Source organism: Nocardiopsis sp. CNR-923 (genome assembly GCF_001942255.1).
Lineage (GTDB): Bacteria > Actinomycetota > Actinomycetes > Streptosporangiales > Streptosporangiaceae > Nocardiopsis.
The window spans coordinates 13,007-34,890 of sequence record NZ_MKKC01000064.1; the positions used below are offsets into that span (position 1 = coordinate 13,007).

Consider the following 21,884-nt stretch of genomic DNA (forward strand, 5'->3'; position numbering starts at 1 on the left):
CGACTCGACCGGATTCCCCCGTACGTTCCGGACACGTCGCTCACTCCTCGGCCAGTGCCCGAAGCTCCTCTCGATCCTGGGGCAGGCCGTGCGCGTCGAGGAAGCGTCGCAGTTCCCCCCGGGACAGCCGCCGCCAGGCGGGCGCGTACGGTTGGTCCGCCGCCTCCTCCCAGGCACGCCGCGACACCCGTGACACCTCGTCGGCCCGTTCCCACAGCCGTTCGGAGTCGACCAGGACGCGCAGGTACTCCCGATGGAGCGCGGTCAGATCCTCCGCCCGCCACCGCGCGCCGTCCACCGGTTCGAACAGCGCCCCGTACGGGGACAGGTCCGCGGCGAGGCTCTCCGGCTCGGTGACCTCCACCATCACCCGCGCCACCGCGAGCAGGTCGGCGCGGTCCCCCACCCGGGCTCGCCCACGCAGTTCCCGCGCCAGGCTCGACCTGACGGGGCCGCCGAAGGCACCGGGGCGCACGGAGAACCACGACTCGATCTCCTCTCCCCTCAGGAGCGCGGACACCAGTTCCCCGGTCGCGCACGGGTCGCCCCGCAGGGCCGGAGCCAGCGCGGCGCAGGCCCGGATGGCGGGATCGGCGTGGGTGAGATAGGCGGTGGTGTCGCGGCCGTTCCTCCCGAGAGCGAGGACGATGGCAGCCCCCTCGTCCCGGGTCCCCGCCATATCCGCCGCCCCGGACAGGTCCGGTTCCAGACCGGCCAGGAACGCGAACTCGCCAGCAGCCTCCACCGCCCGCTGACGGACGTGCCGGTCGTCGTCGGTCAGGTAGGGGCGCACGGCGTCGTACAGCGCGGGCGCCACCGCACGCAGGTCGAGCACGGCCCGCCGTCCCACCGCCGCGTACACCGCCCGCGTGGCGTCGACCTCCGCCGCGGTCCCGGGCTCCTCGTCGGACGGATCGGTGGACGCGGCGCGCGCGGCGGCGCCCAGGAACTCCAGGAGCACCCCGCGCAGCGTTCTCGGCCACGGCCCCGCCCAGGGCGGTACCGTGTCCGCGACCGGGTGGTCGAGCAGACCGGCGACGAACAGGGCGGCCGGCGCCGTCGCCGGATGCACCCCGCCCCCGCCGAGGACGGCCTCGTACAGGTAGTCGAGCGCGCCGCGCCACCCCGCCTCGTCCCAGTCGAGCAGCGGAGCCAGCGCCTTGGGCGCGTCCGTGGCGGTTCCGCGGGCGTGAAGGAGCCGGGACCAGTCGGTCTCGTGGAGTACGTCAGTTCCTGTACGCATGGCGGGATTGTGGCACCCGGCGCCGACGGTCCACGGGCGTGGCGACCCCGGACTGGGCGTGCCACCTGCGTACACTCGTGCCGCCCGACCCTCGCCGCACAGGAAGGCCCGACGTCCATGACGATCTCCGAGCCGCCGAGGTCACCGCTCCGGCGCGCCGCCGTCCGAGCGCCGATCTGGCTGTACCGACTCGGCCTGGGGCCGCTGCTGGGCCGCCGGTTCGTCCTGCTCACGCACAGGGGGCGCACCAGCGGCGAGCCGCGGCAGGCGGTGCTGGAGGTCGTGGGGCGCAACGACCGCACCGGGGCGGTGCTGGTCGCCGCCGCCTACGGCCCGCGCGCCCAGTGGTTCCGCAACATCCGGGCCGAGCCCCGGGTGCTGTTCCAGGTGGGCGGCCAGAGGTTCCGGGGCACGGCCGCGCCCCTGCCGCCCGAGGACTCGGGGCGGGCGCTGGCCCACTACGCCGAGCGCCACCCGGGCACGGCCAAGGCGCTCATGAGGGCGCTCGGGCGCGAGGTCGGCGAGGAGCCCGAGGACTACGCGCGGGTGGGTTCGGACCCCGTGGAGGGCGTCCCGGTCGTGCGACTCCTCCCCGAACGCGCCTCCGGATCCCCCTACCCCGACTTCAACGCCCCCTGAGGGTCCGGGGCCCGGCCGGCGACGGGGGCGCCACGCCCGTCCGATCCTCGGGCGGGGCCGACCGGCGCGGGGTGGGCGGCGAGGTCGACGGGCGAAGGTCAGCCGACCGGGGCCGGTGACGACCTGCTACAGAGCGACGCCCAACAGCGTGTCGACCGTGGTCCGTACCAGCCCCGGGGCGGAGGTGTCGGCGCCGCCCTCCTTCAGCGCGCTCTCGGCCCAGGCGTCCACGGCGGCCAGGGCGCCGGGCGAGTCCAGGTCCTCAGCCAGGGCGGCGCGCACGGCCGCCAGTACCGGGGCGGCGTCGGGCGCCGACCCCAGGGCGGTGGCCGCGCGCCAGAGCTTCACCCGCTCGCGGGCGACCGGGAGTTCGGCGTCGGTCCACTCCCAGGGCGACCGGTAGTGGTGGGCGAGCATGGCCACGCGGATGACGGCCGGTTCGACGGCCTGCGCGCGCAGCTTGGACACGAACACCAGGTTGCCCAGGGACTTGGACATCTTCTCGCCGTCCAGGCCGACCATCCCGACGTGCAGGTGGTTGTGGGCGTTGGGGCCGCCGGTGGCGCACCGCGTCTCGGCGGCGCCCATCTCGTGGTGCGGGAAGATCAGGTCGCTGCCGCCGCCGTTGATGTCGAAGGCCGGACCGAGCCGGTCCAGGGCGATGGCGCTGCACTCGATGTGCCAGCCGGGTCGGCCCCGGCCGAGCGGGCTGTCCCACGCGGGCTCGCCGGGGCGCTCGGCGCGCCACAGGAGCCAGTCCAGCGGGTTCTTCTTGCCCTCCCGCCGGGGGTCGCCGCCGCGCTGCCCGAACAGGTCGAGCATCTCGCGGCGGCTCAGGTGGCTGATGCCGCCGAAGCCCTGAGCCTCGTCGGCGGAGAAGTACAGGTCGCCGTCCAGCTCGTAGGCGGCGCCGGTGTCGCGGATGCGCGCGGCCAGGTCGCTGATCAGGTCGACCGACTCCACGACGCCCACGTAGGAGGCCGGGGGGATGATCCGCAGGGCGGCCATGTCGTCGCGGAACACGTCGATCTCGCGGTGGGCGAGGTCGCGCCAGTGGACGCCGGTCGCCTCGGCCCGCTCCAGGAGCGGGTCGTCGATGTCGGTGGTGTTCTGCACGTAGTCGACGTCGTGCCCGGCGTCCCGCCAGACCCGGTTGACCAGATCGAAGGTCAGGTAGGTGAAGGCGTGGCCGAGGTGCGCGGCGTCGTAGGGGGTGATGCCGCAGGCGTACATCCCGGCGCGCGGCCCCGGTGTCGTCGTCCGCAGCTGACCGGTGGCGGTGTCGTGGACGCGGAGCGGGCCGCCGGTACCCGGCAGGGGGACGATGTCAGGCGCAGACCATGAACGCATACCCGGAAGACTATCCGGACACCAGTGTGACAAACGCCCCCGGAAGGGTGGGTTCGTCGGGTGATGATCCCCCCTTGAAGGGTGGGAATAGGGGGACGCGGATCGGGGTTCGAGGCCCCCGACCGGCCATGGCCGGGGGCTCCGGGGGTCCTAGCGCAGGGTCTCCAGGAGCGCGCGCCACTCCGACGCGAGAAGGTCAGGTGTCCCACCTGGGGGTTCTTGGAGTCCCGGACCTCCGGGGAGTCCGCGTAACGGCACTCGACACAATCACCCCCATTGGGGCTGTAGCTGCTCTTCATCCAAGCGTCAGTGATCATGCGAGACCTTCCAGGGTGTCCAGGGACAACGCCACAGGCAGCGCCGACGCGAGGGCCGTGGTGGTCATCGCAGTCAACTTCCGTAGCTCCGTGACGTCCGCTATGACACTACCCGTGGCGTAGTCGCAGGATGCCGTGAGTTCCCCGTTCCCGAAGCGGAACACCATCACGGGAGCCGTCGGTGTCAACAGCACAGATCCTGCTGGAACCAGATGCAGGTCAACACGGCCCCCGGCGACATGCCCCCGGAGAGTCGCCACCTGCTCTCTGCGAACCTCCTCGGGAACAGCCGTCAGAGCTGACACTGGAAAGACAGCGGTGACCCTGAGGTTCGGGAGTTGCTCCAACCTCTGGCATCTCAGGGACACGAGCTTCCGAATCTCGTCGCTGGTGAGCCACGGCTGGGCAGCACGGAACAGCATTTCAGCGTAGGTCGGCGATTGAAGGTACCCAGGAACCAAAACCGGGGCTACAACCTCGACGGTCCGGGCTTTGGCCTCGATCCATGCGAGGTCACGCGCCCACGGAGGCACGGTAAAACCGTCCTTCGCCTCCTGGTAGCGCGCCAACAGAGCACCGTCCGCGTTGAGGACGGCGTCCAGTCTTTCTACTGTTTCCCGCTTTGGCAGGGATCCACCCCGTTCCCAGCGGTTGACGCTGGACAGAGACAACCCCGAACGAGTTGCCAGCTGTGTCTGGGAGAGCCCCAGAGATTCGCGACAACGAGTGAGTTCATCTGAGAACGGCGTAGGAGACACACGGTCAAGGTACCGGAAGAGCTACCGGGATACTGTGGGATTAATGGATAAAACTGTGGGAGTCCTAAGGGTTCGCGGCACGCTGAAACCATGAACGACACCGAAGGCAGCGAGAGCCGAAACGCGAATAACCCAGCAATCCACAGCATTCCGGACACCCGAATCACGCCCCCGGAAAGGCTCGACCCCTTCACCGAAGCGCGGGAGGCCTTCATGGTCCGACGCGGACTCGCCTTCACCCTGGAATGGCGGCGCTTCCCCTGGACGCGGGGATGGGACGTCGACCGCGCGCTGATCGGACCCTCCTACCTCGGCGACGTCGCCCTCGGCCTGAAGGACGGTTGGTCCTGGGGATGGCAGGACCGCGACGGTACCTGGAGGCACGTGCGGCGCGAGCGACTGGAGATCCTCGTGGAACAGGTGATCGAGACGCGCGCCGGCTTCGTCCCTCCGCTCCCCCGCAGGAGCACCGGTTAGCGAGAAGCCCGGCTCAGCGGTCGGGGGCCAGGTCCTGCTGGCGTGTGCGGGCGATCAGCACAGCGCTCAGCACGGCCGAACCCGTGCAGGCGCCGGCCAGCAGCACCGCGCCCAGCCGCCAGTGCAACAGCGCGCCGCTCACTGAGACCACGTAGAGCAGCCAGTACGCGACGCTCTCGATCCGCCCGCCCTGTCCGCCCCGCATCGCCGCTCCCTGTACCCGACCGCGCGCTCGCACGCGTGGGACGACACCCGAGCCGTCTCACAGAGAGACGCTTCGGTCACTCAGAGGGTTTACCGGGGCCAATGTGCCGCGGCGCACCGTGGGTCACTGGCGCGGCGCGCCCTGCCGAGGGCGGGGCACGGGCGCCGACGCGAGTCCGGGGGTCAGGGGTGGACCGCCGACTCCAGCTCCAGCAACTCCAGGTCGGAGGTCGCCTCGTCCAGGGCGGGGTCACCGGCGTCGGCGAACTCGGCGAGGTCGGCGCGGGCCGCCCGGAGTCTGCGCCGGGCCGAGCGCGTCGCGCGGTCCTCGTGTCCGCCGAGCGGCGCGGCGCGCAGGTCGCCCGAGCCGGTGACGACGCCGGTCGGGGTGCGCAGCGACCACTCCCACCTCCGCGCGGCGACGGAGCGGGTGGCGTGCAGGAGGACTCCGACCTGGTCGCCGTGGTCGCCGCGCACGCGCGTCCAGCGCCCCACGAGCTCGGCGGGGTCGTGGTGCGGGGTCAGCGCGTGGGGACGGGGGAGGTCGTGGGCGGGGGTGGCGTTCATCAGTGGTCCTTCCGGGTCTGGGTCGCGATCGGGGCCGACCGGGGACGCCCGACGCGTCCCTCGACCCCGTTCACCGAGAACACGGTCCTGCACTCCGCTTATGATGCGGTTTCGGAGTGTCTTTCCTACCCCGATCGCGAAGACTGCCCACCGACTCCGCCCACCCGTGATGCCACGCGGGGCCGGGACCGCCGCCGCGCCGCCCGTCCGGGACGGGCGCGCGGCGGATCAGAGGTCGATCGACCGCCAGCGTCCGCGTCGGCCGGGGTGTCGGTGAAGGCGTAGCGGACGGTCTCCCCGTCGACGGCCAGCAGGGTCACCGACCCGGTGGACCACACCCGCCCGCCGCCAAGGTCGGCGTGTGCGATCAGGCCCGAGGGGTCGCCGCCGTCGTCGGCGCCCGCCGAACGCGGCGCTCGTGCGCGGCCGCCGTGATCAGTTCCGGCCAGCGTCCCCAGACGTCGGACACGCGGGTCAGACCGGCCAGCCGTGCGGGGTCGGGCCGGGTGCGCGCGAACTCGGGGGCGTGGCGCAGCGCGCGGGGGTCGACCGGGTCGAGCCCGGTGTTGACGATCACGCTCACCCCGACGGGGAGGGGGCGGGCGTCCAGCCGCGCGCCGTCCCAGCTGTGCAGCACGGCCCTGTGGGCGTCGGCGTCCAGGAGGTGGAAGGGGGCGTACCTGGTCGGGTCCACGCCGTCGAGCGGGTCACGGTCGGCTACGGCCAGGGAGCGCAGGGGCAGGTCCCCCCGACTGGCCGGGTAGGCGCTCTCCCAGGGCATCCGGCCGTCCCAGGGCCACCCGTTGAGCAGCGCCGCCACACGTCCACGCCCCGGATCCACCGCCAGCCACGTGCCGCCCGCCAACCGGTCCCGGCCCCCGACCAGCGCCGGGTGGTCCGGCCAGTGCCGACCGGGCCAGTCCCACGGGCGATCCCTCATCTCGTCGCGAATCGCCGCGACGGTCAGGGGGGTGTGCGCTCCGGGGTCGAATCCGACGATGACAGTACACATGGCGACCTTCCCGACTCGTCCCTGGACGGCGTCCCCGTTCATACAACAGCACGCCGCCGACCGCTATTGCGGCCGGGGTGGTGGGGACACCACCAGGACGCGGGGCGTGCGCCTGAGTGAGCGCGCGTCCCGATTCTTCTAGTCTTGGTCTGGCTCCAGCCGTGACGCGTCCCCCTCGCACCAGCACCGGGCACACGACGCGGCGGCGCCCCCGTCCACCCGTTCCCGACAGGAGCAGCGCGTGCCCGACCAGCCCGACCGTCCCGGCGACGGACCGGACGCCAGCGGCGCCCCACCCGGCACGGCCTCGGCCGTGGCCTCCCCCGGACGGGCCGGACCGGCCCGCCCCCCGGCGGAACCGGGTCTGAGCCGGGAGCAGGTCGCCCGACGTGTGGCCGCGGGGCGCACCAACGACGTCCCCGTGCGCGCCAGCCGCGGCGTCGGCCAGATCATCCGGGGCAACGTCTTCACGCGGATCAACGCGATGATCGCGGTGCTGTTCGCCATCATCGCCGTCATCGGCCCCGTCCAGGACGGGCTGTTCGCGTTGGTCATCGTGATCAACACGCTCATCGGCATCGTCCAGGAACTGCGCGCCAAGCGGACACTGGACCGGCTCGCGATCGTCAACGCCGCCCGGCCGCGCGTGGTCCGCGAGGGGGCGACGGTGCGCGTCGCCGCCCAGGAGATCGTCCTGGACGAGGTCCTGGAGGTGGGCACGGGCGACCAGGTCGTGGTCGACGGCGTGGTGACCTGGTCGGCGGGGATGGAGGTCGACGAGTCGCTGCTGACCGGCGAGGCAGACCCCGTCGCCAAGCGGCCCGGCGACACCGTCATGTCCGGGAGCTTCGTGGTGTCCGGCAGCGGACGCTTCCGGGCCACGAAGGTCGGACGGCACGCCTACGCCGCCCGCCTGGCGGAGGAGGCGAGCCGGTTCTCGCTGGTCCGGTCGGAGCTGCGGTCGGGGATCGACCGGATCCTGACCTGGATCACCTACGCCCTGTTCCCGATCGGCGCACTGCTGGTCTACAGCCAGCTGGTCCTGGGCGGGCACGTCGCCCTGGACGAACCGGTCGCGGGCGGTCAGGTCTCCGGCCCGCTCGCGGACGCGCTGCGCGGGATGGTGGCGGCGCTGGTGTCGATGATCCCCGAAGGGCTCATCCTGCTCACCAGCATCGCCTTCGCCGTGGGGGTGATCCGGTTGGGCCGCCACCGGTGCCTGGTGCAGGAACTGCCCGCGATCGAGGGTCTGGCCCGGGTCGACGTGGTGTGCACCGACAAGACGGGCACGCTCACCGAGGCGGGGATGCGCCTGGCGCGCGTCCGCGACCTGGGGGGAGGGGACGGGCCCGCCGCCACCCGGGTCCTGGCGGCGCTGGCGGCCGGCGACCCGGATCCGAACCCGAGCATGACCGCCATCGCCCAGGGGTGCGCCGCCCACGGGCACGAGGCGCCCGACTGGCCGGTGACCGCGCTCGCGCCGTTCTCCTCGGCCCGCAAGTGGAGCGGCGCCAGCCTGCTCGCCCCGGACGGCGAGGAGCACTGGGTGTTGGGGGCCGCCGACGTGCTGGTCCCCCCGGACGACCCGGCGGCGGCCGAGGCGGCCCGGCTGGGCGCGCGGGGGCACCGGGTGCTGCTGCTGGCGCGCGCCGCACGACGGGTCGACGCCGAGGACGCGCCGGGACCCGTGCGGCCCGCGGCGCTGGTGGTGCTGGACCAGCGGGTGCGCGAGGACGCGGCGCCGACGCTGGACTACTTCGCCGAGCAGGGTGTGGACGTCAAGATCGTCTCCGGCGACCACGCGGCGTCGGTGGGTGCGGTCGGCCGTGAGCTGGACCTGGCCGGGGCGGAGCGGCCGGTCGACGCCCGGGACCTGCCGGAGTCGGCGGAAAACATGGCGCGGGAGGTCGAGCGGCGCTCGGTGTTCGGCCGGGTGACGCCCGAGCGCAAGCGCGACATGGTGCGCGGTCTGCGTCGGCGCGGGCACACGGTGGCGATGACCGGTGACGGGGTCAATGACGTGCTCGCGCTCAAGGAGGCCGACATCGGCGTGGCGATGGGGTCGGGCAGCCCGGCGTCGCGTTCGGTGGCCCAGTTGGTGCTCCTGGACGACCGGTTCGCGGCGCTGCCGCGCGTGGTGGCCGAGGGCCGGCGGGTGATCGGCAACATCGAGCGCGTCGCGGGCCTGTTCCTCACCAAGACCGTGTACTCGATGACGCTGGCGACCGTCGTGGGGCTGCTGGCCGTGGCCTACCCGTTCTTCCCCCGGCACGCCACCCTGATCAACGCGGTGACGTTCGGCATCCCCTCGTTCTTCCTGGCGCTGGCGCCCAACACCGACATCGCCCGCCCCGGATTCGTCCTGCGCACACTGCGCCTGGCGGCCCCGGCGGGGCTGGTGGCCGGTCTGGCCGCGGTGACCACCTACCTGCTGGTGTTGGGCGGGCGCACGGTGCCCGAGCCGGCTGACCGCACGGCGGTGGTGATCACCCTGTGCGCGACCACGCTGTGGGTGCTGCTGCTGGTGGCCAGGCCGTACGTGTGGTGGAAGGTCGTGCTGGTGGGGTCCATGGTGGGGTTGCTGACCCTGGCCATGGTGACGCCGCTGGGGCAGTGGTTCTTCGACCTGGACGTGAGCGAGCCGGGCAAGCTGCTCACCGGACTGGCGGTGGCGGGTGTGGCGATCGCGGTGATCACCGTCATCCGCGTGGTGGACGACCGGATGGCCGCGCGGGCGCGGGCGGCCGAGGACGATCCGGAGATGGAACGCGTCCCCGTCGGCCGCTGACCCCGCCGCGGTCCGGCCCGCGCCCCGGGCCGCAGGGCCTCCGGGCGGGATCGCGGTCGCGTACTCCTGGGAAGGGACCCGGCGGGGCCGTCCCGGGCGCGGCCGTGGACGGCCCCGTGCCCGAACTGGCCGAGCGGGTCCGCGCGCTCCGGGCGGGCTTCTGGGTGGGCTGGCCGGAGCCGGTCGCTCGAACGCTCCGGCTCCGATCGCGCGGACCGAGGAGAACAGTCCGGGCCGGGTTCCCTCGGCTCCGGCCGCGCTCAGACGGGACGGCGGGCGATCAGGAAGGCGTGCGGGGTGCGCTCGTCCCGGTCGCGGGCGCGCCACGTCCGGATGTGGACCTGTAGTCCGGCGTCCTCCAGCAGATCGGCGATCGCCTCCGGGGTGCGCCGGTGGAAGTCGAGCCTGACCTCGTGCCCGAACGCCTCGTCCATGCGCAGGACCCCCTCACCGGCCTGGAAGGCGAGCAGGCACTCGCCGCCGGGGGCCAGCGCCCGGCGGAACCCGGCGAAGACGCCCGGAAGCTCGGCCAGGGGGACGTGGATGGTCGAGTACATCGCCACGATCCCGCCGAGGGAGCCGTCCGCGACGTCGAGGCCGGTCATCGAACCCTCGCGGAACTCCAGCCCGGGGTGCTCTCGCCGGGCGACCGCCAGCATGCCCGGGGACAGGTCCAGGCCCGACGCGTCCAGCCCGAGGTCGCGCAGGCGGGCGGTGACCTGGCCGCCGCCGCATCCCACGTCCAGGACGGGCCCGCCCCGGGCGCGCACGAGTTCGGCGAACAGCACGAGCAGCGCCCGTTCCAGCGGCTTCGACGCGATCTCCTCGTGGAAGCGGAGGGCGTAGTCGTCGGCGATGGCGTCGTAGGAGGAGCGGGTGGCGGTGAGGAAGGAGGGTTCGGCCATGCCGCGACTCTAGACCCGGCGGGTGGGCGGCCCCGGGGTCGCCCCCCGCGGGGCAGCTCTCCGTCCGACGGGCCCGTGCGCGGTGGCGGCGCGGCGACACCGCGAACCCGGACCGGATGAGCGGGCTGAGGCGTCGGCGCCGGTCAGTTCCGGGGATCGTCGGGGTCGACCGGTTCGAAGTGCCCCTGGATGACGCGTCCGCGCCCGGGGCCGGACCGGTCCGCCCCGCCCGTGGAACCGCCGGGGCCCGCCGAGCCGCCGGGACGACGGCCGAAGGGGCCGGGGCCGCCCTGGCCGGGGACGCCGCCCCCCTGGACGGGGAAGCCCTCCTCCATCCGCTCCGTCATCCGGCGCACGCGCCGCCGCGCCCACCCGGCGAACGCCCACCGCAGAACGGGCCGGGTGAAGGGCAGCACCATGAGCAGACCGGCGGCGGCGGTGATGAATCCGGGCACGACCAGCAGGACACCGCCCGCCATAACCATGAGCGGGTCGAGCAGGCCCCCGCGCGGCGGCTCGCCCGAGCGCATGGCCTGGTCGGCGTCCCGGAAGGCCCTGGTCCCGGCGCGGCGCAGCACCGCCAGGCCCAGCACCAGGAGGCAGACGAGCACGGCCAGGGTCCAGGGAACGCCGATCCACCCGCCGACGGCGATCATCAGCCACACTTCGAGGAACGGCAGCGCCATGAGCGCCAGCACGGTCAGCAGCGGCATCGGACACCATCCCATCGTCGGCCCGCGCGAGGCGGCTCTGTGAGGGAGAACGCGCCCGCGCCGCTCAGGGTTCCCGGGGACGGTCGTTCAGGCCCCGTTCCGGGCACGGCGGCCCACGATCACCGCCGCGACCACCGCGCCCAGCCCCAGAGCGCTCAGGACCGCCTCGGGGACCGCGCCGAGCCTGGTGGCGACGGTGGTGCCCGAGACCGCGGTCAGCTCGGCGACGTGGATGTCCGGCTCGGCTTCGGGAGAGGTGTAGGAGGCGGTGCCGTCGGGGTCGACCACGGCGCTGATGCCGCTGGTGGAGACGACCACGGCGGGCCGCCCGTGCTCGACCGCGCGCAGCTGGGTGATGGCCAGCTGCTGGTCGGACTGCCCGGTGAAGTTGTAGTTGGCGTTGTTGGTGGGGATCACGATGACCTGGCCGCCCTCGGCGACGGCCTCGCGCACCGGCTGGTCGAAGGCCACGTCGAAGCAGATGCCCACGGCCAGGGTGGTGCCCGCCACGTCGAGCGCGCCGGGTTCGGTGCCGGGGACGGCGTCGGAGGAGACCTGTTCGAGGCGTGCGACGAAGCGGACGAAGAAGTCGCGGTAGGGGATGTACTCGCCGAAGGGCACGAGGAAGCGCTTGACGTACCGCTCCCCGGGGCCGGTCTCGGGATCCCACACCACGCTCTGGACGTAGCGGGTGCCGTCGTCGTTGAACCGGCTCATACCCCACAGCAGCGGGACGCCGATGTCCTCGGCGGCCTCGGAGATGAGCCGCGCGGCCTCGGGGTCGCGGTAGGGGTCGATGTCGGTGGCGTTCTCCGGCAGCAGCACCATGTCGGGCTGGGGGTACTGGCCGGCCTCGACCGCCTCGGCCAGGTCGTGGACGCCGTCGGCGTGGTTGCGCAGCACCTGCGCGCGCTCCCCGGTCACCGTCATCTCGCCGACGTTGGGGACGTCGCCCTGGACCAGGCCCACGGTGACGGTCTGCGCCTCGGCGGGACGGCCGATCGCCGGGACCAGGGCGCCGCCCGCGACGATCGCCGCGCTCGCGGCCAGACCGACGGCGGCGGCCCCGAGCGCACGGGCCCGACCGTGCCCGCCGCCGCTCGGGGCCGCGGCCACGCGCAGGACGCTCCACAGCAGGAGCGCGCCGGTGAGGGCGACCGCGAAGGTGACCAGCGGGGAGGAGCCCAGGGCCGCGTAGCCGACGAAGGGGGTGTCCGGTTGGGCGAAGGCCAGTTTGCCCCAGGGGAAGCCGCCGAGCGGCCAGCGGGCCCGCACCGCCTCCTGGGCCACCCACAGCGCGGCGGTCCACACGGGCCACAGGGGCAGGCGGGCGCCAGGGTCAGTCCGATGGCCATGGGCAGGAAGTACGCGGACTCGGCGGCGGCGATGATCAGCCACACGTCGACGCCGAAGATGTCCTGCCAGCTCACCAGCGGGACCATGAGCGTCGCGGCGGCGAGCAGGCCCAGCCACGCGGCGCGGCGCGGCCGGGTCCCGACGACCGCGAAGGCGAAGAGCGCGGCGCTGACCGGCCCCAGCCACCACCACCCGTACGGGGGCAGGGCCAGGAGTTGGGCCAGGCCCGAGCCCACGGCGGCGGCCAGGCGCCAGAGAAGGTCGTGGCGGCCCCAGCGGTGACCGGCCGGAATCGTCGAGGGCCAGCTGCGGCGATCCGGGCGAAGGCGTGCCCCGACCGCGTGCGGCGCCGGGCCGCCGGGCGCCGGGGCGCTGTCCTTCTGGGTGTTCTCGGCGACCACGTGGCCTGCTCGCTTTCCGCTGGGGACGGGAGTGCTCGTGGCCAGCATATGGGGGGACGCGGAAAAGGCCCGAGCCACCCTTCGGACCGGCTCCGTCCCGTCGGCGGCGAGCTCGGAAGACCGTTGTCTACTGGATGTTCGGGCCTTTTCCGGGTCCAACCCCCCGCCCGGTCGTGGCATTCCGCCCCTCACCCGATCCCAGCTACACCTGGCGCGTGATGCAGCGTCCGATCGGACGAGTGGGGGACACACAACCGGTCCGTCCAGTGCTGGACTGGTCGTTAGGTTACCCAGACTCCCAACCCGATGCCTCAACCCGGGTGCCGTGTCGTGGGGACCGAACCGAGGCCGTGTGGGGAGAGCGCTATGAACCGTCGGACAGGCTAACGCACCTGACGCCACCGCGCCAGCCGGATCGGACGGGTTTGTGCCTGACCGCAATCCGATCGTTCCATGGCAAGCTCTGGACATTTCGATCACATTCGTGTCTCATATGACCAGCAAATCTTCCTGTTTCGATCAACTTCGAAAGCACACAGGATGTCACGGGGCTCCCCGGAGATCCCCCCCACCACGACCCAGCGCGGGAGCTGACCCATGGCCGAGATCGTCCTCGACGGCGTCGACAAGATCTACGGCGGCGGTGTGAAGGCCGTCGACGACCTGAACCTGCGGATCGAGGACGGCGAGTTCATGGTGCTCGTCGGCCCCTCCGGCTGCGGCAAGTCCACCGCGCTGCGGATGATCGCCGGGCTGGAGGAGATCTCGGGCGGGACGCTGCTGATCGGCGACGAGATCGTCAACGACCGTCCGCCCAAGGACCGCGACATCGCGATGGTCTTCCAGAACTACGCGCTCTACCCCCACATGACGGTCGAGCAGAACCTCGCCTTCGGCCTCAAACTGCGCAGGGTCGCCAAGCCCGAGATCGCCCGCCGCGTCAAGGAGGCGGCCGAGATGCTCGGCCTGGAGCCCTATCTCAAGCGCAAACCGGGCATGCTCTCCGGCGGTCAGCGCCAGCGCGTGGCCATGGGCCGCGCGATCGTGCGCGAACCCCGCGCCTTCCTCATGGACGAGCCGCTGTCCAACCTCGACGCCAAGCTCCGCGTCCAGATGCGCGCCTCGCTCAACCAGCTGCACGAGCGGCTGGGCGTCACCACCGTCTACGTCACCCACGACCAGGTCGAGGCGATGACCCTCGGCAGCCGCGTCGCGGTCCTGCGCGACGGCCGTCTCCAACAGGTCGACACCCCCAAGCGGCTCTTCGACGCCCCCGTCAACCTGTTCGTGGCCGGGTTCATCGGCTCGCCCGCGATGAACTTCGTCGACGCCGAGATCGGCGCCGACGGCGACGGCGCCGTGCTCGCCTTCGCCGACCACGAACTCCCGGTCCTGGCCGCCCAGCTGGAGTCGCGCCCGGCCCTGCGCGAGTACCTCGGCAGGCGCGTCATCCTGGGCATCCGCCCCTCCGACTTCAACGACGCCGAGTTCGACGGCAACGGCGACCCGACCATCCGGATCACCGCGGACGTCACCGAGGAACTCGGCACCGAGATCAACGTGATCTTCGCCGTCGACGCCCCGCCGGTCCGCCACGAGGACGCCGCCGCGCTGGCCAGGGACGCGGCCGGGGACGGCGACGAGCTCGACGACTCGCTGCCGCTCAGCCGGAACCGCACCCGGTTCACCGCGCGCGTGAGCCCCCGCAGCCAGGTGCGCCCCGGCAGCCAGATCAGCCTGTCGGTGGACGTCAGCCAGCTGCACTTCTTCGACCAGGACAGCGGCCTGGCCATCGGGCACCCCGCCAACGTCTGAGACCGAGGCGGGGCGTGCGCCACCCCCTCGTCACCCTCCACCCCCCTTGAACGACTCCTCCGGCGCACCGCCCCCTCCGCCTCACCCCTCCCACCAGATGGAGCCGTTCCGGGGCCAGACGGGCGCCCTGGCGACGCCCGAACCCCAAACCTGACCGACGGGACACACTCGTGTGCCCGTCGTCAGGGAGGTGTTCCTTGACCGTCCCGTCGGAGCGCACCAACGATGTGATGGTGCGTCACCGACCCCCCGGATTCGCCCCCGCGCACGGCCCCGTGCGGGTCGTGGACACCCGGCACGGCCGCCCCGTGCCCGACCCCTACCGCTGGCTGGAGGACCCCGAATCCCCCGCCACCCGGCGCTGGCTCGACGAGCGGTCCCGCGAGTTCGAACGCGAAGCCGCCACGTGGCCGCTGCGCGGACCCCTGGCCGAGCGCATCCGCTCGCTCGTGCGCACCGAACTGTGGACGCCGCCCCGGCACCGGCCCGGGGCGCTGTTCACCACGGTGCGCGCCCCCGACGCCGAGCACCCGCGCCTGGTGGTCGTGCCCGAGCACGGCGGGCCCGCGCGGACGGTGTTCGACCCGACCGCGCAGGACCCCACCGGGCGCACCACCCTCGACGCCTGGGAACCCAGCCGCGACGGGGCCATGGTCGCCGTCCAGACCTCCTCCGGAGGGGTGGAGCGCGGCGTGCTGCGCGTGGTGGACACCGTCTCCGGGGCTGCGGTCGGGCCCGCGGTGGCCGGCGTGCGCTACTCGCACGTGGCGTGGGTCCCGGGCACGGATCCCGCCTTCTGCTACGTCCGCCGCGACGGGGCCCGGGGCGTGCGCGGGGTCTGGCTGCGCCGCGTCGCCGACGGTGCGGAGACACTCGTCCACCCCTGCACCGCGCCCGCCACCGTCCCGGGAGTGCGCGTCCTGGGCGACCGCTGGCTCCTGGTCACCGAGAGCCACGGCACCGGCCACCGCACCGACCTGTGGCTCGCCGACCTGGCCGCGCGCCGCACCGGTCGGGACCCCGCGCCCCACGGACTGGAACCGCGCCCGGTCCAGGTCGGCCCCGAGGCCGAGACCGAGGCGCGGCTGGGGCCGGACGGCGTCCTCTACCTGCGCACCACGCTCGACGCGCCGCGCCGCCGTCTGTGCGCGGTCGACCCCCGGGCCCCCGGGATCGACCACTGGCGCGAGGTCGTGCCGGAGGACGACGGCGCCACCCTGGACGCCTTCACCCCCTACGCCGCCCCCGACGGCCCGGCGCTGCTCGTCGTGCGCACCCGGCTGGGGATCAGCGAGGCGACCCTGCACGACGCCCGCACCGGAGCACGCGTGGGCGCCGTCGACCTGCCGGGCGAGGGCATGGTCCACGCCCTGGAGCCCTCCCCGGACGGCGCCGTCCACCTGGCCTACGCCGACGTCGCCACCCAGCAGCACGTGCTACGGCTGGCCCCGGGGGCCCGGCGGCCCCTCCCCTGGCCGGACCGGGCGACCCGGCCCCCGCGTCCGCCCGGGATCACGCGCGCCGTCCTGTGGTGCCGCTCGCCCGACGGCACGCGGGTCCCGGTCACCGTCTTCTCCCGCGCCGCGGACACCGGCGTCGCCGTCCCCGGCCCGACGCTGCTGCACGTCTACGGCGGGTTCGGCCGCCCCCGCCAGTTCGGGTTCAGCGCGACCGTCCTGGCCTGGCTGCTGACGGGCGGGCGCTACGCCGTCGCGCACGTGCGGGGCGGCGGCGACGCCGGACGCGACTGGCACCTGCGCGGTTCGGGCCGCGACAAGCCGCGCGCGGTGCAGGACCTGGTCTCGGCGGCCGACGCCTGGTGGACGCGCGGGTGTGCGCCCGCCGCCACCTGTGTCTGTCGGGCGGTTCGGCGGGCGGACTGCTCGTCCTGGCCGCCGCCACGGCCCGCCCGGACCTGTGCGCCGCGGTGATCGCCTCCGCGCCGCTGGCGGACATGGCCCGCTTCGAGCTACTGGGCCTGGGCCGGATGTGGACACGCGAGTTCGGCACCGCCGCCGACCCCGACGACTTCGCGGCGCTGATGTCCTACTCCCCCTACCACCGGGCCCTGGACGGTGCCGGCCAGACCTTCCCCAGCGTCCTGCTCACCGGCTTCCACGGCGACACCCGCACCGACGCCGCCCATCCGCGCAAGATGTGCGCGGCGCTGCGGGCGGCCGGGCGGGAACACGGACGCGCGTCGGTCCTGCTGCGCTACGAGCGTGACGTGGGGCACGGCCCGCGCGCGGTCAGCCGTGCGGTGGGACTGGCCGCCGACGCGCACGCGTTCGCGGCCCACCGAACGGGGCTGACCGCGCCCTGAGGCCCGGGACGGCCCCCGCACGGAAGAAGAGGACGACGGCACAAGGAAAGCGAGGTGCGAGGTGGATCCGATCGAGGTCGAGGTCGAGGACCTGGCGGAGGTGACCTCCCGCGACATCACCGCGGGCGGCGACAGTGACGGTACCGACTCCAGCTCCGACTTCATCTGACCCCGTCCCGCCCGGTCCCGCGCCCGTACGCGGGGCCGGGCGGCCCCATGGAAGGGAAAGGTAAGGACACCCGTGACCGACCCGGGCCACCTGTTCACGCGATCCCTGTGCGACGCCCTCCCCGCGCCCCTCCTCCCCCTGCTGTCGGAGGAGTTCGTCCACGCCGACCTGGGCGCCGACGCCGTGCGCTCCCTGCTGACCTTCGACGACCTCAACCACGTGCTCGCCACGTGCTCGCCCGAGCCGCCGCGTCTGCGCCTGCACCGGGACGGTTCCCCCGTTCCGGCCGACCGCTACACCGGCCAGGCGACCTCGTCCCGTTCCGCGCGCCGGGTGGTGCGGCCCGAGGCGCTCTACACCGAACTGCGGGGCGGGGCGAGCCTGGTCCTGGACGGCGTCGACCGGATGCACCCGCCGATCGCCGCCGCCGCGGACGACCTCATGCGGCTGGTCCGGGAGAGGGTGCAGGCCAACCTGTACCTGATCTGGGGGGATTCACGTGGTTTCGACACTCATTGGGACGACCACGACACGGTGATCGTGCAGGTCGAGGGCGCCAAGCACTGGCGGGTGCACGGGCCCGGGTCGCGTCCGCACCCGATGAGGAACGACACCGACCACGCCCACACGCCGCCGCGCGACGCCGACGGCGAGCCGCACGTGGTGTGGGAGGGCGTGCTCCGGCCCGGCGAGGTGATCCACGTGCCGCGCGGCTGGTGGCACACGGTGACCGGCGCCGGCGGGGTGAGCATGCACCTGACCTTCGGCTTCACCCGCGCCACGGGGGTCGACTGGGCCGAGGCGCTGGTGCGGCGGCTGGTCGAGGAGGACCTGTTCCGGCGGGACCTGCCGCGGTTCGCCGACGCCGACACCCGGCGCGAGCACCGGCACGCACTGGTCGCACGGTTGGTGGAGCTGGCCGAGGAGGGCGACCTGGACGCGTTCCTGGCCGGGCGCGACGCCCGGTTCCCCCGGCGCACCTCGTTCACGCTGCCCTGGCCGGTCGGGGACGAGCCGCCGGGGCCCGACGCGCGCGTGGAGTTCGTGCCGGTCCTGCCCCCGCCCCTGACCCGCGAGGGCGACCGGGTGTCGGTCTGCGTGTCCGGCCGCCGCTACCGTCTCCCGGTCTCCGTCGAACCGGTGCTGGCCGTGCTGGCCGAGCACCGGGCGCTGACGGTGTCCGAGCTGGCCGAGCGGGCGGGTGTGGACGCGGCCGAGGCGGCCCGGGTCGTGGCCGTGCTGACCCGGCACCAGCTGGTGCTCGTGCGGTAGGGCGTGCCCGGCGCACGCCTGCCCCGTCGCGCGGCTCCCGACCCTCGGTTCTCCCCGGCCGAACGGACCCCGCCCCGAGGCCCGCCCCCTCCGGCGAGGGTCATCGCGGAGCCGGCGGTGCGGGCGCGCGCCCCTGGCGCTCGACGTACAGTTCGACGCCGTCCAGGATCCGTTCCAGGGAGAAGGACATGTCCTCGGTCGGGGTGGTGGCCTCGCCCGGACCGGCCGCCATGACCCCGTCGTCCAGCATCGCCGCGATGGTCGGGAAGCGTTCCGGTGCGACCACCCGGCTCAGGCTGAGGGCGTGGGCCCGCTCGTGCTCCGCGAGGGTGGCGCCCGCGGCCTCGGCCGCCCGCCGCATGTCGAACTCGATGCGGCAGGTGTCGCGGACCACGCTGGAGATCGTCATGAGCACCTGGACGGCTTCACCGGTGTTCAGACCCGACCGGACCAGCTCACGCAGCGCGGCCTCCATCCACCGGAGCCCGTTCGGTCCGAGCGGCGGGCCGAACACGGCCGCGAAGACCACCCAGGGGTGGCGGCGGTAGATACCGTGCACCCCGGCCACCCACTCCCCGATCCCCGCGCGCCAGTCGGCGTCGGCGCGGGGTTCGGGCGGGTCCTGCGCCATGGCGGCGTCGACCATGAGGACGAGCAGGTCCTCCTTGCTGTCCACGTGGCGGTACAGCGACATGGTGGTGAAGCCCAGCTCCCCGGCCACCCGCTGCATGGACACGCCCTCCAGGCCCTCGGCGTCGGCGACGGTCACGGCCGCCCGGATGACCGCCTCCCGGCTGAGCTTGGGCTTGGGCCCGCGCCTGGCGGTCCCGCGCAGCTCCCACAAGAGCTCGACCTCCCGTGTCATGTCGGACTGCGGCCGTCGCTCGCTCATGCCCCACCAGTCGTCGTGTGTGCGCTCGACTCCATCCTAGATATGTGTATGATCTAAACTAATTCGTGTACGGGATACACGATTTTAGTCCGCAGCTCCCCCCGACCCCGAGGCCAGGCATGACCCAGCCCACCGCCGCCCCCACCCCGCCCGACAGCCGCGCCCCACGTCCCCCGCGACCCTGGTGGCGACGTCCCTGGATCGTCCCGCTCGCCCTCTTCGGGCTGGTGTTCGCGGCCTACGCCCTGCCGCCGTACACGTCCCTGGACCCGGAGCAGGCCCGCCTGCCCGTCCGCGACGACCTCGCCTGGCACTACCCGGTCCTGGTCACGCACATCTTCGCCGGCGCCCTGCTCACCCTGATCGTCCCCCTCCAGGTGTGGCCGTGGCTCCGCCGCCGCCACCCGAGCGTCCACCGCTGGAGCGGACGGGTCTACGTCCTGCTCGGCGTCCCGCTCGTGGGCGTGCCCGGACTGCTCCTCGGGCCGCTCAGCTCCGTCGGCCCCGACGCCCGGATCAGCAACGTCCTCTGGGCACTCCTGTGGCTGGCCTGTACCGTCCTGGGCTACCTGGCGGCCCGCCGACGCGACTTCGCCCGCCACCGGGCGTGGATGCTGCGCAGCTTCGTCCTGCTCTACGGGGTCGCGCTCAACCGGATCGTCCTGGTGCTCCTGGCACTGCTCATGCTGCCCTGGCTGGACAGCGGCTTCGGGGGCGACGTCGAGGCGATGATCCTGTCCGTGGCCGTGTCCAGCAGCTATCTCAGCTGGGTCCTGCCGCTGCTCGCCGTCGAGTGGTGGCTCGGGCGCCGCGCCCCGGGCCGGCTCCGCACGACCGCGCGCTGAACCCGGACGGAACCGGACGCACCCGGTCGGACCTGCTCTTACTCCCGTTCCGGGTGCGCCGCGACACTCACCCGAACCGTTGCCGCCGCACCGCTGATGAGGGTAGCCTCACTTAATAAGGCGCATCCCGTCCCCGGTGGGGAGTGCGACCACCCCCGGACGTGACGGCTCCGTGCGACGAAGGGCAGGTTCCAGCGGTGACCCCAGATCCGCTCGAAGCACTGCGTCAGGCGTGCGCACCGCTGAGGTTCGCGCCGCTGCCGACCTGGTCGCCACCGGAGCGCCCGATCGGCTCCGCCACGAACACACCCAGTGGCACCGTGCGGACCTCCTGGTCGCCGACGGCTGGCTCCCGGTCCTGCACGACAAACTGCGCACCGAGCACGGCCCCGGCCACCGGCTCCCCGCCGCCACCAACTTCCTCCGTGTGACCCTGCGCGAACCGATCTTCCTCGTCTCCGCCTCGCTGTACCTGACCGGCCGGGCCCCGCTGCTCACCCCGCAGGCCCTGTACCTGCCCTGGGACACCGCCCTGTCGCGCTTCGCCACCCCCGCGGTCGCGGTCGCCCGCTGGGCGGTCCTGCCCGAGGACCCCGCCGCCGGCCGCCCGGACACGGTGGTCGCCCGCGACCGCGACGAACAGCTGCGCCTGGCGGCCGAGGGCGTCGTCGCCGCCTTCGGGCCGCTGCTGTCGGCCCTGCACACCCACTCGCGCGCGGGTCTGCGCACCCTGTGGGGCTGGGTCGTGGACACCCTGCACTTCTACATGCTCAACCCGGCCCGCTACCTGGGCCGCGACGCCCGCGAGGCCTGGGACCTGGCCACGCGGCTCTGCGACGCCGTGATCGAGGCGGGCGCGGTCACCCGCCGACGCCCGCGCCTGTTCCCCTTCGCCCCGCGGGACCCGCGCGGCACCTGGGCGGTTCGGGGCACCTGCTGCTTCGACTACAAGGGCGACCCCGGGCACGGCTTCTGCACCACGTGCCCGCTCAAGTGCGACTCCGAACGCCGACAGGAGCTCTCCGAGTGGCTGCGCGACCCCGCGCTGGCCCCCTGACCCGCCCCGCCGGCCCACACTGCCGTTCACGTCAATCCCGGCTCACGGGCACCTCCACCGGCCCGTGGTAGAAGGGGTCGAACACGATGTGGTCCACCTGGACGTCCCCGCGCACGGTGATCGTCCCGGTCGCCGTCTCCCCCGGGCGACCTCCTGGACCTCCAGCTCGTTCTCGTCCATCGCGATGGCCGCCTCGTGCTCGACGCCGTCGGTGTCCACCACGGTGAAGTAGAGCGGGTTGATGTCGATGCCCTCCTCGCCGTCGTTGGTGACGGACACCTCCACACTCGTGAAGTCGCCCTCGACGTAGAGCGGGCTGGGCTCGAACTCGGTCACTCTCGCGGTGACCTCCTCGGTCACCGCCTCGTCCGCGGGAGGCTCCTCCGGTTCGCCCGCCCCCGGCTGCTCGGGGGTGAGGCCGCCGTTGCCCGCCGCGACCAGCAGGAGCGCCGTACACCCGCCCAGCAGGAGCAGGAGCAGGAGCAGGATCCCGCAGCCGATGCCGATGATCTTGCCCCAGGGCGTGGGCGCGGGCGCGGGCGGACCGTGGCCGCCGGGCGGCGGCCCCCACCCCGGGCCAGTCGGCGGGGGCGGCGGGCCCGCCGGGAAGCTGCCCGCACCGGCTCCGGCCATGTCCGTCTCACCGTACCCGGGCGCGTATCCCGCGTGCTCGAAACCGGCCTGCGCCCGCCCGCTGGGCCCCTCCGAGGGCTCGCCCGTGACCGGTTCGGGGGCGCTCCGGTGGGGTGCTCGCCGGGCGGGAACCCTCCGGGGCCGGATT

Annotated in this window: 16 protein-coding genes and 4 pseudogenes; 8 read left to right on the forward strand and 12 right to left on the reverse strand. The window is 73.6% G+C overall.

Going from position 1 to position 21,884, the window contains the following annotated elements; genetic code table 11:
- Window positions 1-40: 40 nt before the first annotated feature.
- On the reverse strand, window positions 41-1,243 hold the full coding sequence (locus BJF83_RS05785; protein ID WP_075925487.1) for a hypothetical protein: 1,203 nt from the start codon (window positions 1,241-1,243) through the stop codon (window positions 41-43).
- Window positions 1,244-1,360: 117 nt separating this feature from the next.
- Between BJF83_RS05785 and BJF83_RS05790 the strand changes: the two genes are divergently transcribed.
- Entirely contained in the window at window positions 1,361-1,882 is a 522-nt protein-coding gene (locus BJF83_RS05790; RefSeq protein ID WP_075925488.1) for a nitroreductase family deazaflavin-dependent oxidoreductase, read from the forward strand.
- 126 nt (window positions 1,883-2,008) lie between these two features.
- Here BJF83_RS05790 and mshC read toward each other — a convergent pair whose 3' ends face one another.
- The 3 genes and pseudogenes from mshC to BJF83_RS05805 all read right to left on the reverse strand — a co-directional run bounded on the left by mshC (window position 2,009) and on the right by BJF83_RS05805 (window position 4,307).
- On the reverse strand, window positions 2,009-3,232 hold the full coding sequence (gene mshC / locus BJF83_RS05795) for a cysteine--1-D-myo-inosityl 2-amino-2-deoxy-alpha-D-glucopyranoside ligase (protein ID WP_075925489.1): 1,224 nt from the start codon (window positions 3,230-3,232) through the stop codon (window positions 2,009-2,011).
- Between the two features lie 239 nt (window positions 3,233-3,471).
- A pseudogene (locus tag BJF83_RS30360) lies at window positions 3,472-3,549 on the reverse strand (DUF397 domain-containing protein); the annotation flags it as partial.
- Window positions 3,546-4,307 (reverse strand): Scr1 family TA system antitoxin-like transcriptional regulator, encoded by a 762-nt coding sequence (locus BJF83_RS05805; RefSeq protein ID WP_075925491.1) that lies wholly within the window; start codon window positions 4,305-4,307, stop codon window positions 3,546-3,548. The pseudogene BJF83_RS30360 and the gene BJF83_RS05805, both read right to left, overlap by 4 nt.
- A gap of 213 nt (window positions 4,308-4,520) precedes the next feature.
- Here BJF83_RS05805 and BJF83_RS05810 point away from each other — a divergent pair, with 213 nt between their 5' ends.
- Window positions 4,521-4,784, forward strand: coding sequence for a hypothetical protein (locus tag BJF83_RS05810; RefSeq protein WP_262391347.1), 264 nt, complete (start codon window positions 4,521-4,523; stop codon window positions 4,782-4,784).
- Window positions 4,785-4,797: 13 nt separating this feature from the next.
- Here the strand turns inward: BJF83_RS05810 and BJF83_RS05815 are convergent, their stop codons facing one another.
- The 3 genes and pseudogenes from BJF83_RS05815 to BJF83_RS05825 all read right to left on the reverse strand — a co-directional run bounded on the left by BJF83_RS05815 (window position 4,798) and on the right by BJF83_RS05825 (window position 6,567).
- Entirely contained in the window at window positions 4,798-4,989 is a 192-nt protein-coding gene (locus tag BJF83_RS05815) for a hypothetical protein (RefSeq protein ID WP_075925492.1), read from the reverse strand.
- Window positions 4,990-5,171: 182 nt separating this feature from the next.
- Entirely contained in the window at window positions 5,172-5,555 is a 384-nt protein-coding gene (locus tag BJF83_RS05820) for a hypothetical protein (protein ID WP_075925493.1), read from the reverse strand.
- A gap of 228 nt (window positions 5,556-5,783) precedes the next feature.
- Window positions 5,784-6,567 (reverse strand): annotated as a pseudogene (locus BJF83_RS05825) (NRDE family protein).
- A gap of 241 nt (window positions 6,568-6,808) precedes the next feature.
- On the opposite strand from BJF83_RS05825, the gene BJF83_RS05830 reads away from it, so the two are divergent.
- Window positions 6,809-9,355, forward strand: a complete 2,547-nt coding sequence (locus BJF83_RS05830) for an HAD-IC family P-type ATPase (RefSeq protein WP_394329299.1) — start codon at window positions 6,809-6,811, stop codon at window positions 9,353-9,355.
- A 260-nt stretch (window positions 9,356-9,615) separates the two neighbouring features.
- On the opposite strand, the gene BJF83_RS05835 is transcribed toward BJF83_RS05830, so the two are convergent.
- The 3 genes and pseudogenes from BJF83_RS05835 to lnt all read right to left on the reverse strand — a co-directional run bounded on the left by BJF83_RS05835 (window position 9,616) and on the right by lnt (window position 12,730).
- Window positions 9,616-10,260, reverse strand: coding sequence for a class I SAM-dependent methyltransferase (locus BJF83_RS05835; protein ID WP_075925494.1), 645 nt, complete (start codon window positions 10,258-10,260; stop codon window positions 9,616-9,618).
- Window positions 10,261-10,403: 143 nt separating this feature from the next.
- Complete coding sequence (locus BJF83_RS05840) at window positions 10,404-10,973, reverse strand: FxsA family protein (RefSeq protein WP_075925495.1); 570 nt, start codon at window positions 10,971-10,973, stop codon at window positions 10,404-10,406.
- Between the two features lie 87 nt (window positions 10,974-11,060).
- Window positions 11,061-12,730 (reverse strand): annotated as a pseudogene (gene lnt, locus BJF83_RS05845) (apolipoprotein N-acyltransferase).
- A 597-nt stretch (window positions 12,731-13,327) separates the two neighbouring features.
- Here lnt and BJF83_RS05850 point away from each other — a divergent pair.
- The 3 genes and pseudogenes from BJF83_RS05850 to BJF83_RS05860 all read left to right on the forward strand — a co-directional run bounded on the left by BJF83_RS05850 (window position 13,328) and on the right by BJF83_RS05860 (window position 18,309).
- Window positions 13,328-14,545 carry an ABC transporter ATP-binding protein gene (locus tag BJF83_RS05850; protein WP_075925496.1) on the forward strand — a complete coding sequence of 406 codons (1,218 nt, stop codon included), beginning with the start codon at window positions 13,328-13,330 and terminating at the stop codon, window positions 14,543-14,545.
- 230 nt (window positions 14,546-14,775) lie between these two features.
- A pseudogene (locus tag BJF83_RS05855) lies at window positions 14,776-16,868 on the forward strand (prolyl oligopeptidase family serine peptidase).
- A gap of 241 nt (window positions 16,869-17,109) precedes the next feature.
- Entirely contained in the window at window positions 17,110-18,309 is a 1,200-nt protein-coding gene (locus BJF83_RS05860) for a JmjC domain-containing protein (RefSeq protein WP_075925497.1), read from the forward strand.
- A 100-nt stretch (window positions 18,310-18,409) separates the two neighbouring features.
- Here BJF83_RS05860 and BJF83_RS05865 read toward each other — a convergent pair whose 3' ends face one another.
- Window positions 18,410-19,201, reverse strand: a complete 792-nt coding sequence (locus tag BJF83_RS05865) for a TetR/AcrR family transcriptional regulator (RefSeq protein ID WP_075925498.1) — start codon at window positions 19,199-19,201, stop codon at window positions 18,410-18,412.
- Between the two features lie 119 nt (window positions 19,202-19,320).
- On the opposite strand from BJF83_RS05865, the gene BJF83_RS05870 reads away from it, so the two are divergent.
- Window positions 19,321-20,046, forward strand: a complete 726-nt coding sequence (locus tag BJF83_RS05870; RefSeq protein WP_075925499.1) for a DUF2306 domain-containing protein — start codon at window positions 19,321-19,323, stop codon at window positions 20,044-20,046.
- A gap of 232 nt (window positions 20,047-20,278) precedes the next feature.
- Window positions 20,279-21,103, forward strand: coding sequence for a (2Fe-2S)-binding protein (locus BJF83_RS05875; protein ID WP_394329300.1), 825 nt, complete (start codon window positions 20,279-20,281; stop codon window positions 21,101-21,103).
- Window positions 21,104-21,145: 42 nt separating this feature from the next.
- Here the strand turns inward: BJF83_RS05875 and BJF83_RS05880 are convergent, their stop codons facing one another.
- A complete protein-coding gene (locus BJF83_RS05880; protein ID WP_316042212.1) occupies window positions 21,146-21,736 on the reverse strand; it encodes a DUF4352 domain-containing protein in 591 nt (196 codons plus the stop codon).
- Window positions 21,737-21,884 lie beyond the last annotated feature (148 nt).

Bases quoted from the DNA above. Each gene is read 5' to 3' on its own strand.
- BJF83_RS05785 (WP_075925487.1), bottom strand. From the start codon at position 1,243: ATGCGTACAGGAACTGACGTACTCCACGAGACCGACTGGTCCCGGCTC.
- BJF83_RS05790 (WP_075925488.1), top strand. From the start codon at position 1,361: ATGACGATCTCCGAGCCGCCGAGGTCACCGCTCCGGCGCGCCGCCGTC.
- mshC (WP_075925489.1), bottom strand. From the start codon at position 3,232: ATGCGTTCATGGTCTGCGCCTGACATCGTCCCCCTGCCGGGTACCGGC.
- BJF83_RS05810 (WP_262391347.1), top strand. From the start codon at position 4,521: ATGGTCCGACGCGGACTCGCCTTCACCCTGGAATGGCGGCGCTTCCCC.
- BJF83_RS05815 (WP_075925492.1), bottom strand. From the start codon at position 4,989: ATGCGGGGCGGACAGGGCGGGCGGATCGAGAGCGTCGCGTACTGGCTG.
- BJF83_RS05820 (WP_075925493.1), bottom strand. From the start codon at position 5,555: ATGAACGCCACCCCCGCCCACGACCTCCCCCGTCCCCACGCGCTGACC.
- BJF83_RS05835 (WP_075925494.1), bottom strand. From the start codon at position 10,260: ATGGCCGAACCCTCCTTCCTCACCGCCACCCGCTCCTCCTACGACGCC.
- BJF83_RS05840 (WP_075925495.1), bottom strand. From the start codon at position 10,973: ATGCCGCTGCTGACCGTGCTGGCGCTCATGGCGCTGCCGTTCCTCGAA.
- BJF83_RS05850 (WP_075925496.1), top strand. From the start codon at position 13,328: ATGGCCGAGATCGTCCTCGACGGCGTCGACAAGATCTACGGCGGCGGT.
- BJF83_RS05865 (WP_075925498.1), bottom strand. From the start codon at position 19,201: ATGAGCGAGCGACGGCCGCAGTCCGACATGACACGGGAGGTCGAGCTC.
- BJF83_RS05870 (WP_075925499.1), top strand. From the start codon at position 19,321: ATGACCCAGCCCACCGCCGCCCCCACCCCGCCCGACAGCCGCGCCCCA.
- BJF83_RS05880 (WP_316042212.1), bottom strand. From the start codon at position 21,736: ATGGCCGGAGCCGGTGCGGGCAGCTTCCCGGCGGGCCCGCCGCCCCCG.